Below are 12,541 nucleotides of genomic sequence, written 5' to 3' on the forward strand. Positions count from 1 at the left end.
ATAAGGTGTCTTGCAAAATCCGATAAGAAGCTTAAAGTCAAGATCTGACAATTATACGAAAATACAAGGCTTGAGAGGTTTTTTTTATGCTGAATAAAGTACTAACACATCTTGATGGGAATATAGAAAAGAGCCTTGAGCGCCTTTTTTCTCTTTTACGTTTTCAATCGGTTTCTACAGACTCTGCTTATAAGGATGAATGTCGTAAAGCAGCTGATTGGTTAGTAGAAGACTTAAAAAGCATTGGTTTTGAGGCTTCACGGCGTGATACACTGGGGCATCCAATGGTTGTGGGGCATCATCTAGGGCCTTCAGAGGATTGTTTACATGTATTGTTTTACGGACATTACGATGTTCAACCTGTTGATCCGCTAAATTTATGGGAAGATGATCCGTTTAATCCTTCCTTAAAAGAGAGAGATGGAGAAAAAGTTATTTGTGCTCGCGGAGCTTCTGATGACAAAGGTCAGTTGATGACTTTTATTGAAGCATGTCGTGCATATAAGAAAGAAACAGGACAGCTTCCTGTTAAGATTACTATTTTATTTGAGGGAGAAGAAGAATGTGCTTCCCCTTCTCTTATTCCTTTTTTAAAAGCAAATAAAGATGAACTTAAGGCAGATTATGCATTGGTTTGTGACACATCAATGTGGAACGCGGATACACCATCTATTGCTCTTTCTCTTCGGGGGGTTATGGCAGAAGAGATTATTATTACTGCAGCAAATCGTGATTTGCATTCCGGTTATTTTGGAGGAGTAGCAGCCAATCCCATTCGTATTTTAACTAAAATTTTGGCAGGACTTCATGATGAAAATAATAAGGTAACACTTCCTGGTTTTTATGATGGCGTAGAAGAAACACCTCCACATATTTTACAATCATGGAATGAGCTTGATTGTACTGCTGAAAGTTTTCTTGGTCCTATCGGTCTTTCTGTTCCAGCTGGTGAAAAAGGTAGGAGCATTTTAGAGCTTGTATGGGCACGCCCTACCATGGAATTTAATGGTATTAGTGGGGGATATGAAGGGGAAGGGATGAAAACGGTTATTGCTTCTCAAGCGAGTGCAAAAGTATCATGTCGTCTAGTCCATAAGCAAGATCCAGAGAAAATACGCCAAGCATTGCGTGATTATGTACGCGGTGCGATTCCTGCTGATTGTACGGTTGAATTTAAGAATCATGGCTCTTCTCCGGCACTTCAGCTTTCTGATACTTCATCTTATACCAAAGCGGCGAAGGATGCTTTATCACAAGAGTGGGAAGTTCCTGCTGTCTTGACAGCCATGGGGGGCTCGATTCCAATTGTTGCAGATTTTCGGTCAATTCTTGGTATGGAAACTCTTTTGGTTGGTTTTGGACTGGCTGATGATCGTATTCATTCGCCTAATGAAAAGTATAATCTAAAATCATTTCATAAGGGGCAGCGGTCTTGGGCACGTATTCTTACTGCTTTAGCAAATAGGAGGGTGAATGGCTGAGATTCGCGTTCATCAAGGTGATTTGCCAAACTTAGATAATTATAACACTGATGCCATTGCGATTGATACGGAGACTTTAGGGCTTCAACCACATCGTGATCGTTTATGTGTTGTTCAGATTTCTTCTGGAGATGGGACTGCTGATATTATACAGATTGCTAAAGGACAAAAGAGTGCGCCTCATTTGGTCAAGCTTCTTAAAGATAACGCAGTCACCAAGATATTCCATTTTGGACGTTTTGATCTTGCTATTTTAGCGCATACATTTGGCGTGATGCCGGAAGCCGTTTTTTGCACAAAGATTGCTTCAAAACTCACGCGTACTTATACAGATCGTCATGGATTGAAAGAAATTTGTAGTGAATTGCTAAATGTAAATATTTCTAAACAGCAACAATCTTCCGATTGGGCGGCAGAAACGTTATCACAGGCACAAATTGAATATGCTGCGTCGGATGTGTTATATTTGCATCGTTTAAAAGTTATATTTGAAGAACGTTTGAAACGCGAAGAGAGAGAAAGTGTTGCCAAAGCATGTTTTCAATTTTTGCCTATGAGAGCCAAGCTTGACCTTTTAGGGTGGTCTGAAGTTGATATTTTTGCGCATAGCTAACTTTAAACGTTTGCTTTTAAATAGATGAATTACTAATGCAAGAGGACAAAATACCTACATTATCGGCATTTTGTCCTCTTATTTTTTTGATGAGAGCCTTTTATAACAGAGTTACGTTATTTTAGTGGAAGTTTAGGCAATAAAAATGCATTTACGGTCGCATGTTTTTTTAGGCTCATTCTTTTTTGTGCCCATGTTTTTTATGTTTATAACGGTCTTTATTTGAAAAAAACAATTGTGAGGAGCGGTTTGGAACATACGCTAGGATTGGAGGGCTTCAATCTCTGAAATCGGTATATGGCTTAATTTTCAGAGAATATGAAGGAATCAATATAAAACTGATTTCCACTCTTACCATCCTTATATTCTGCTTTATGCTTTTCAAAAGTATTTAAAATAATATCTATTAAGTTACGGATATGACACATTTTTTCACGCTCTTTAATGGTATAAGTATTTGATTTATAATAATATAGTGTTATTCAACTTGAATAGGAAACCTGAATATTATAAGATTCTCTCATTCCCAATCTGTTCCATGTTGAATCAATTAAAACCATTTGCTTGCACAGAACAAATGGGGTGAGTATGTGGATAAATTTGTATAAGAAATGACTAAAAATACCTCTTATGAATCGTCTTACGTGTCAAGATTTGGTCCACACATTTTAGGGCTGGAAAATAGTGTGATAGTGCCGGCTTGTTACTCCATAAGCATAAAGATGGAGACTCTTTAAATGGGGAGACACTCTCTTCCATGTAAAACAGAATATATTTATGTTGCACATTAACGTACTTTTTTAAAAGAAATCTTTCTTAAGGCACGTCACACCCATTTCATGGTGGCATTCATGAATAATATAACAATAAAGCCCCTAATAATATGATATAAAATTTATTGAGCATTCCTATCTTTATGCTTGTGGAGTAACAAGCCAGTACCGTCACGTGACTTTGCTCCCCCAAATGTTGTAATCATTCTCGCTGTTTTTAATATTAAAGGCATTCATCAGAAGTATTTTTAGCCTTTTCTTGAGTGTTTTTTATTCATACACGCATCCACCTTGTAACATGCAAAAAATGGCTTTGGTTAATTCAATATGGAACAGATTGGGAATGAGAGAATTTTTGGTATCTAGAAGTATAACTTAATATGAATGATACTAAATTATCTTTATAAACCAATATGTTTTGTGTTTAATATATAAAGATTACCATGATTACACTAAACAATGCAAAGAATAACTTCCTAGAAAAATGTGTGAGAAATAAGTTAGCAGGAGCGTACTTTTTTATTTATGACATGTAAGCGAATAATTGTGCTTACATGTCATAAGTGGGTTTGAAATGAGAGAAGCTTACGATACTCAAAGCGCTCATTTAATTGGGGGGAGTTTTGAACTATATTTATAAATCAATATATTGATGTAATATTTGTGTCGTTTTCCCCCAAATGGTACTTTGTGCTTTTATTTATTAGCAAACGAATGATTTCTATGTTGGCTAAGCAGGCAAATTTGTATCTATTTAAACATTAAAATTCTCTAACACTTTGTTTTTTTTAGTAATTTCACTTTTTACTTATAAACATGCTATTTTTTCTGGAAATTGGCAATAAAGACACTAGGTAAAACCCATTATGGATATTTTAATGAGGTTAATTTTATGAATATAAAATATTTTATAACAACTTTTGCCACGTTTACTTCGATTTCTGTCGCTCAGAGCGCTTCTTTTTTAGCGTCTCAAAACCTTATACAGAGAGCATCTTCAGTGGCTTCTTCTATAGACTTTTTTTCAGCTAAACAGGCAAGTAAGGTTTTATCTGAAGTTTTTCAAATGGAACTTCCTTACATAAATAATAGCGAATGTGTAACAGCTGCTCAGTTAGCACCTGTGTCATATTCTGATAAAAACAGAGGTCCTAAAAAAAGGGTAGGTAAAAAAGTACGTCCAAGATTTTCACGAGGCCCAATGAGTTTCTAAAAAGTGAGAAAATAACATTGAGAACTTTCTTCTAAATTAAGAGCTTGGACTATGCTCGAGAGCTGAAGAGATGTTTTTTATCCCTTGAAAAGGGGGAGAGCTGTTTTTTTGCAAAGAGTAATGTGATTCTACACGGTAGAGATGCAACACACTGTGTATAAAGTATATTGATTTATAATGATTATTCATTGTGTTGCATATTGAATGAGAATACAGAATATCGTAAGTTTTTCTCATTTCAAACATGTTTCATGTTGAATGTATCAAAACTATTTTTTTGTATTTTACAAGCGTGATGAGGTGTGTGGAGTAAAACAATACAAAAAAGGATTCAAAATGCTTCTTATGAGGCGTCTTTAAGGATTAGGGATTGACGCAATTAAGGATTGGCAAAGTGCTGGGCGGGTACCGGTTCGCTCTTTCAGAAGTGTAAAGATAGGGCCGTGGATTTACCCTTATATCACTCATGTCTGCTGTCGTGAAATGGGGGTGGGGGCCTTAAGAGATGTCTCTTTAGAGGATGTCTTTTAACAACAAGTGTGCGAATACGCAACCTACAGGCGTTCTGACATCGGATAAAGATAGGGGTAGGGGGATTTCAGTGAAAACTGTATAATGGCAATCGCTTGTTACAAATTTATCGCTCTCTTACAAATTTCATGGGTTTAATAAACTTAGAAATTGAGCTTTTAAAGACGTAAATACCATTTAAGCGTGGCATTTAAACCGCTGTGAGGAGTCATTATTTTAAGGAAAGGATGAATCAGAGCAGAATGAGGTCCATAGAGTCTTCAGTTCAGTAAATCACATGAGCGAGAAACCAAGACAAACTCATTTGATAAAAATCTGGGTTGTTTAGAGAAAGAATCTGAGACAATAACGCGTTCCAAATCGAATAAGACGCCATGTGTGAAGGGATAACAAGATTTTTTAACTTAAACTTTTTATTTTTTAGGTATGCTTAAGTTGCACAATTAAAAACAATGCATTATTTGCCTATAATTCAATCATAGATATTTTTTTTGCCAAATTATTTACTCAATTGATGATTTTAAGAGCAAGGCTTATTTTAAAAACTTTAAGAAATATTTTTCATTTTTTCAGTGTTCGGAAGAGCTTATATATAAGTTTCAATTTTTATCATATTATTTTATCATATTAGTTGTCTGTTTTGAGGCGTTTTTTCAATTAAGTCTACAAAAGAATATGAAATAGAGAGCCTAAAAATAATTCTAAAGCTCTGAATAAGGATTTTCTATAAGGTTGAGAGAAGCAGTAAAATGGCAAGTAGATCAAAAGAATAAATACCTAAAGTCAAAATAAAGAGCAGGTGTGAGGAAATTTTATATGATCTTATTGCATAGGGTTATTCGGTATCTTGTTTATGGACGATACAAGCATCCTTTTTATAAAAAACAAAACAATTATATAGCCTTCACATTTGCTCATGTGAAGGGTGAAGCTAAAAACGTTATTTGTATAAATTTATTTGTATGAACCTAAATAGAAGGTTTGCATTTAACTGTTCTCAATAGTGTAATCGGTCCTTACTATTCTTAATATTGAGAGTGTTCATAAGAAGCATTTTTAGCTCTTTCTTAAACGATTTTATTTCCTTGTTCATTTGTGACGTACATGGAGGCAATTTTCGTTGTTTTAATATAAAGTGCTCAAAATGAAAGCATCTTCAATATAACAGACAAATTAATGTAAAAATTTCGTTATAAATCAGAACGTTATCTTTTTATAACGCGTAGCACCTGCTTTACATGGGAAATGATGCAATTTTTAAAAAATTTATAAAGACGAGAGAAAATTATTTGTGCATGGGCATCGTATCGTTCTTATTCATGAAAGATCAAGCAATTAAGGGCGCTGTGATTGGTTTTTTGTTTTTTTTATGAGTGTATCATTTTTGCTACAGATATCTAAAGCTTGGGCTCTATATGAAATAACGTGTTCAAATAAATATTTCAGCTATGGAGAGAAAATATGAATATGAAATGGTTAATAACAGCCTCTGCTTTTGCGTTTGTTTCAGTTTCAGCAGCGCAGGCAGCAGATGTTGTTGTTCCCCGAGTCCAACACCCGTTGCTCCTGTTATTGTTGCGCCAACTTTTTCTTGGACTGGTTTTTACTTTGGTGGGCAGATTGGTGGTTTTTCGGGTAAAACAAAGATGGATATTCTCGCTAAAGGACAAAAAATTCCATTAAGTAATGATTATTTGCCTAAACTATCTGGCTTTATAGGGGGGCTTTACGGAGGTTCCAATATTGATCTTGGCAACGGCCTCATTTTAGGTGTCGATACAGATATCATGTGGTCTAATAAAGATGACACGAAGACAGGAAAAACATATGTTATTGCTCCAAGACAAATCAATTATATTCAGAAGGTATTAAAAGAATCTGGAATTAATATTGGTAAAGATGCGCTTAAAGCTGGTGCTAAACGGACACACAGTTTCACTTTTAAAGAAAAGTGGGCTGGTGCGACACGTGTGCGTATTGGTTTTGCTGCTGAACGTATTATGCCTTATGTTGCGGGGGGTATTGCCTATACACAGCTTCAAGATACTGCATTGATTTCAATAACAGACAAAGATTCAAACAAAGTTATAGCTTCTGGTACTTTGTCTGATGAAACAAAGACTCTTGTTGGCTACACCCTTGGTGCGGGTGTTGATTTAGCAATGACCAATCATGTTATTGTCCGTGCGGAATATCGTTATTCAGATTTTGGTAAAAAGAAATTCTCAAATGATAAATATGAAACTTCTTACAAAACCAATGATTTCCGTGTAGGTGTTGCTTATAAATTTTAACAGGTGATCTGTTAAATAACGAAGAGGCTCTGTCAAAGACAAGGGTCTCTTGTTATTTTTGTTGCTATATTATCACACCCTCCATGTTTATTGTGGATGTGAAAAGGTATTTTTTAGATTTTATTAAAAGTATTTTAATAAACAGCAAATAAGATTAATATTTTAAATCAATAAGTTATTTATATATACAGTTTCCATTCTCTCGTATAAAACGAGGTTATGAAGTGTTTTTATCTTCAGCAAACTCTTCATTTCCTGTGACTGTATCATTTTTACTACAGCTTTTCTGCATTTAATCTTGTAGCACTGTCTCATAAATAAATTAGGAGCAAAGTTTATGAATATAAAATCTTTAGTAACAACTTCTGTCATTGCTATAGCAGCAGCTTCTGCAGCCCAAGCTGCTGATGTTATCGTCCCTCATGAAGCAGCCCCAGCAGCAGTTATTGCAGCAGCCCCTTCATTTTCTTGGACAGGTTTTTATATCGGTGGTCAAGTTGGAAACTTTTCAAGTAAAGTTGATACATTTGATTCACAATCAAAAAAGAAAACGACAGATAAAGACTCGAGACTTAAACCTTCTGGTTTCATGGGCGGTATCTATGTAGGTTCTAACGTCGATCTTGGCAATGGCCTCATTTTAGGTGTTGAAACCGATGCCGTTTGGGCAGGTCGCAAAGAAACAAAAGCCTCTTCAGAAGTCATTGGATCAACGAACCTTGCAGGTTTCCAAGATAAGCTTACAAAACTTAAAGCTACGGGAAAAGTTGATGAAATCACGGGGAATGACAAGCGTGTAGAGAGCAGCTTTCTAAAAGAAAAATGGTCTGGTGCTACACGTGTCCGTATTGGTTTTTCAGCCATTGATCGCATTATGCCTTATATTGCTGGTGGTGTTGCTTATACGCAGCTGCAGCTTGCCAGTTCTCTTAAGGCAGAAAAAACTGATGGTACTGAAGTCGCTTCTGCTAAAGTATATGATAAATCAAAAACCTTGGTTGGTTTCACCATTGGTGGTGGTGTTGACTTCGCAATGACAGACAATGTTTTGTTGCGTGCTGAATACCGTTACTCAGACTTTGGTAAAAAAGCATTTGAAAAGGACGGGGATAAAATCTCTTACAAAACCAATGACTTCCGTGTAGGTGTTGCCTACAAATTCTAATTTCGTAAAAAACGAAATGATGAATATAAAATAATTTATTATGAGGCTCTGTTTTAAACGGAGCCTCTGTTTTTTTCTATTTCTATCTTCTCTACAAACTCTGTCCTTATTGGGGGTGTAAAAAGGGTATTATTCAGATTTTCTTAAAAAAGATTTTCATAAACGATAGTCAATAATGACGCTGTAAGATCAATATCTCTTGTGTGTTCATAGCCTGCAACTTCTGGTGCGAACTAAGTTATAAAGTGTTGTAAGGGTATGGAAGCTGTGCAGTGATTTTATCTTCAGCAAGCTCCCCCTTTCCTGTAACCGCGTCATTTAAAAGGCAGCTTTTCTCTGTGTAATTTTGTAGCATTGTTTCATAAATAAATGAGGAGAAAAGTTTATAAATATAAAATCTTTAATAACAACTTTTGTCATTGCTATAGCAGCAGTTTCTATAGAATAAGCTGCAGATGTTATCATCCCTCGTAAAACAGCTCCAGCAGTTACTACAGCAGCCCCATCATTTTCTTAGGCAGGTTTTTATCGGTGGTCAAGTTGGAAATTTTTCAAGTAAAGTTGCGGCATTTGATTTAGAGACAAAAGAAAAAACGACAGATAAAGATAGGCTCCCTAAACTTTCAGATTTCATGGGGACGTCTCTGTAGGTTCTAACATAGATCTTGATCATGCCTTATTCTAGGACTTGAAACCGATGCCGTCTGGACAGAGCGAGGAGACAAGAAGACAACCTCAAAGATCTTTACATTTGATGAATTTGATGATTTGAATGATAAATGTGAAGATGTTGGTGTTATACTGGATGAAAATCAAAAGTTTAAAGAAGGCGACACGGTAGTGTAGAGTATTGGTCTCAAAGAAAAATGGTCTGGCGCTATACGCGTTCGTATTGGTTTTGCAGCTGTTGATTGCGTTATGTCTTATGTTGCTGGGGGGATTTCCTATGCGCAAATACAAGGTGTTGGTGGAGTTTTAGGAACAAAAAAGCAGGTAGATGGTAAACCAAGTAAAGAAGTCTTTGCGACAGTACTTGATAAAACAAAAACAATGGTTGGTTTTACTCTTGGGTGTTGGTGTTGATTTCGTAATGACAGACAATATATTATTACGTGCAGAATACCGTTACTCAGACTTTGGTAAAAAAGATGATCTTAAGCTAGGCTATAAAACCAATAATTTCCGTGTCCGTGTCGCTTACAAATTTTAGGCCTGTAAAATAAAATGATTAATAAAAAATAAATCTCTAAGAGTTTTTATCAAAAATAATTCTTTTATTTTATTTCCTTTTTATTTGTACGACTGTGACATTTTTACTACAGCTTTTCATCCTGTAATCTTGTAGCACTGTCTTATAAATAAACTAGGAGCAAAATTATGAATACAAAATCTTTAATAGCAACTTCTGTTGTCGCTTTGGTTTCCGCTTCTGCAGCACAAGCTGCTGATGTCATGATCCCTCATGAAACAGCCCCAGCCGTCATCGCAGCAGCCCCTTCATTTTCTTGGACAGGTTTTTATATCGGTGGTCAAGTTGGAAACTTTTCAAGTAAAACTAAAGTGACTATTCCAGGAGAAGACAGAAATCTTTTCAAAAAAGATAATACACCTAAGCCTTCTGGTTTCATGGGAGGTATTTATGCAGGCTCTAACATAGACCTTGGAAATGGCCTCATCCTCGGTGTTGAAACTGATGCCGTTTGGGCAGATCGTGAAAAAACAAAAACAGCACGTGAGTACACTCTTAATCCTACGGAAGCAGCAAGTTTTAATGCTGCCCTTAGAAAAGCTAAGGTTGAATTAGAAGGTAACCAAGCGTTTGAAGCAGGGGACCAGCTAACGGAAACGCACAGCTACAAAGAAAAGTGGTCTGGTGCGACACGCGTTCGTATTGGTTATGCTGCTTTTGACCGTATTATGCCTTATATTGCTGGGGGTATTGCCTATGCGCAGGTACAGGGCATTCAATCCGTTTCAGGAAAAGGCCAAAGAGACAAGCCTGTTCAGGCGAAAAATGCGGGGCAGGAGCCAGAAAAGAGTATGCAAACTGTAGATTTGACTGGTGGTACTTGGGCTGATGACACGAAGACAATGGTTGGTTTCACCATTGGTGGTGGTGTTGACTTTGCAATGACAGACAATGTGCTGCTGCGTGCTGAATACCGTTACTCTGATTTTGGTAAAAAGAAATTCGCAACCGATACACGTGAATTCCACTACAAAACCAATGACTTCCGTGTAGGTGTTGCTTACAAATTCTAATTTCATAAAAATAAAATTAGAAAAACAGAAAAAATACGAAGGCCTCGTTTAACGGGGCCTTTATTTTCTCTCTATTTGATCTCTCTTAATTTCTTTATATTTATATTATTTTGCGTCATAAGACTTTAAAAGAAAAAGTTTTTATATCATAGAGATGATAAATGGGTGTATATACATATTGATTTTAGAATGACTGATTTATAAAATTTTATAGTGCTACGACTATTCTACGAAACAAGTGGAAAGCGTTTCGTGAATCTCAGAAGTAGAAAAGATTATAATCAGTAATTCACTTTGATCTTCTTTTGTATACTATATTCCAGATGAGAGTGAGCGTATGATCTAATCCATTCATCATTATAACCAAAAGACAGTCTCTGTTAGAAAAATATGAAGTTTTAAAAATAGAAACCAGTTTCCGACTTTACCCTCTTTTTTGTCACTCAGCTTTATAGTTTTCAAAAGCACCTCGTATCTTTTAAATAATAAAGATTGTATATTTTTTTCAATATCTTACGCTTTTATTGACTATGTTCTTTAAAGGATATGATACATTGATTTATAATGATAATCTAGCGTTATCCAACTTGAATTAAAAGCTCGAATACCGTCAATTTCTCTCATTTCAAATCTATCTACACAGAATCAATCAAAGTTATTCATTTGCACGTCATAAGCATGGTAGGCATGTGGGGAAAACTGTACAAGAAAGGCATGCTTTTTCATAAACTGTCGAGAAGTTACAAGGTATTAATTTATAAAGATAATCTAGCGTTATCCAACTTGAATTAGAACTCCGAATACCGTCAGTTTCTCTCATTTCAAATTTATCTACACAGAATCAATCAAAGTTATTCATTTGCACGTCATAAGCGCGGCAGGTGTGTGGGGAAAACTGTACAAGAAAGGCATGCCTTTTCATAAACTGTCGAGAAGTTACAAGGTATTAATTTATAAAGATAATCTAGCATTATCTAACTTGAATTAAAAGCTCGAATACCATCAATTTCTCTCGTTTCAAATCTATCTACACAGAATCAATCAAAGTTATTCATTTGCACGTCATAAGCGGGGTAGGCATGTGGGGAAAACTATATAATAAAAAAGATTTTTATGAATCGTTTTAAATGCCAAGGTTTGTCGCCACTATTCTAGGGTTGGTAAATATAACGATGGTGCTGGCTTTTTCTTTCACTAGCGTAAAGTAAAGATGGTGGAGCTCAATAGATTTTATATTATTGGAGCTTTATCGGTATACCCTTCATTCATGGGGTTTGATGTGAAAAGAGGGTGATAACCTTGAGAGATGTTTCTTTAAAGCAAACCCGTGAATATGCAATACCCTATATTCTGTTTGGGGCGTTTTGTTTTACGTGCAGGTTGTACCCCCGTTAAAGACAGCAATAAACAAAAGCGTGAGGCAATAAGCGATCTCCATTATTTAAAAGACATGAGATGTTCTTGAAAGTCATAAAGCTGAATTAAAAAGTGATAGTAAAGATGGAAACTGGTTTTCATTTTTAAAATTTCATATTCTTTTCAAAGTAGGCTGTCTGTCTATTTCAGAGATTACATAAACAGAGAGATACGCAATATCCCTGTCCATATCTGGTATATAAAAGCTGGAATTGCTCGAACAGCATTGAATCGTTTCAATCTTTGTTTCAAATATGCTACTGCATTAGGATTGGTATTGAGTAAAAAGAAACAACAAAAGCACGTATTTTTTTTAGGAAAACAATGCCATAAAAAACAAAATATGCCAGTATATGAATTGGAGAGATATAAAATACTTTATAAAACATCAATCATAACACAACTGCTTTTACATCTGCTTATCCTTACAGGTGTTTGTACATGTTTTTTTTACATTATATATACGTGAAGATAAAATTTATGGGAATATATGAAACACCCCTCATACAAAATAAAATTCCCCAACAAAATACACTTGTGTTTCATATTTAAACACTGCCTCTAAAGAAATATTTGCTCAAAGCGCATTACATCCACTTCATGACAGTTCCATAAATGCTGTAAGACTTCTCCCCCTCAATATAATATAAAACCCATCAAGCTCCATCGTCTTTACGCGTAGGAAGTAATAAGCTGGCATCATAACATACTTGTACTAGCTTTAAAATGTCGCAGACCAAACCTTGGCTCTTTTCGACAGTTTATGAAAGGGTATGCCTTTCTTATACAGTTT

Annotated in this window: 5 protein-coding genes and 2 pseudogenes; all 7 read left to right on the top strand. The window is 35.5% G+C overall.

Annotation, left to right across the window (positions count from 1 at the left end; all coding sequences use genetic code 11):
* The first annotated feature begins 86 nt into the window (after positions 1-86).
* The 7 genes and pseudogenes from AC6ER9_RS05270 (at position 87) to AC6ER9_RS05300 (ending at position 10,332) form a co-directional block, all read left to right on the top strand.
* Positions 87-1,481 carry a M20/M25/M40 family metallo-hydrolase gene (locus AC6ER9_RS05270; RefSeq protein WP_497073759.1) on the top strand — a complete coding sequence of 465 codons (1,395 nt, stop codon included), beginning with the start codon at positions 87-89 and terminating at the stop codon, positions 1,479-1,481.
* A complete protein-coding gene (locus AC6ER9_RS05275) occupies positions 1,474-2,094 on the top strand; it encodes a ribonuclease D (protein ID WP_497073760.1) in 621 nt (206 codons plus the stop codon). The genes AC6ER9_RS05270 and AC6ER9_RS05275 overlap by 8 nt, the downstream gene beginning before the upstream one ends.
* Before the next feature lie 1,665 nt (positions 2,095-3,759).
* Positions 3,760-4,080, top strand: a complete 321-nt coding sequence (locus AC6ER9_RS05280; protein ID WP_497073761.1) for a hypothetical protein — start codon at positions 3,760-3,762, stop codon at positions 4,078-4,080.
* A 1,992-nt stretch (positions 4,081-6,072) separates the two neighbouring features.
* Positions 6,073-6,905: pseudogene (locus AC6ER9_RS05285) on the top strand (outer membrane protein).
* A 337-nt stretch (positions 6,906-7,242) separates the two neighbouring features.
* The gene (locus AC6ER9_RS05290; RefSeq protein WP_497073762.1) at positions 7,243-8,070 is read left to right on the top strand and encodes an outer membrane protein; all 828 of its coding nucleotides are present in this window, start codon (positions 7,243-7,245) and stop codon (positions 8,068-8,070) included.
* Between the two features lie 385 nt (positions 8,071-8,455).
* Positions 8,456-9,280, top strand: a pseudogene (locus tag AC6ER9_RS05295) (outer membrane protein).
* A gap of 167 nt (positions 9,281-9,447) precedes the next feature.
* Positions 9,448-10,332: an outer membrane protein gene (locus AC6ER9_RS05300; protein WP_497073763.1), complete on the top strand. Its 885-nt coding sequence runs from the start codon at positions 9,448-9,450 to the stop codon at positions 10,330-10,332.
* The last annotated feature ends 2,209 nt before the right edge of the window (positions 10,333-12,541 follow it).

The sequence above is a fragment of the Bartonella sp. SL317 genome, assembly GCF_059687655.1.

Coding starts and splice junctions, on each gene's coding strand:
- AC6ER9_RS05270 (WP_497073759.1), top strand. CDS start 87: ATGCTGAATAAAGTACTAACACATCTTGATGGGAATATAGAAAAGAGC.
- AC6ER9_RS05275 (WP_497073760.1), top strand. CDS start 1,474: ATGGCTGAGATTCGCGTTCATCAAGGTGATTTGCCAAACTTAGATAAT.
- AC6ER9_RS05280 (WP_497073761.1), top strand. CDS start 3,760: ATGAATATAAAATATTTTATAACAACTTTTGCCACGTTTACTTCGATT.
- AC6ER9_RS05290 (WP_497073762.1), top strand. CDS start 7,243: ATGAATATAAAATCTTTAGTAACAACTTCTGTCATTGCTATAGCAGCA.
- AC6ER9_RS05300 (WP_497073763.1), top strand. CDS start 9,448: ATGAATACAAAATCTTTAATAGCAACTTCTGTTGTCGCTTTGGTTTCC.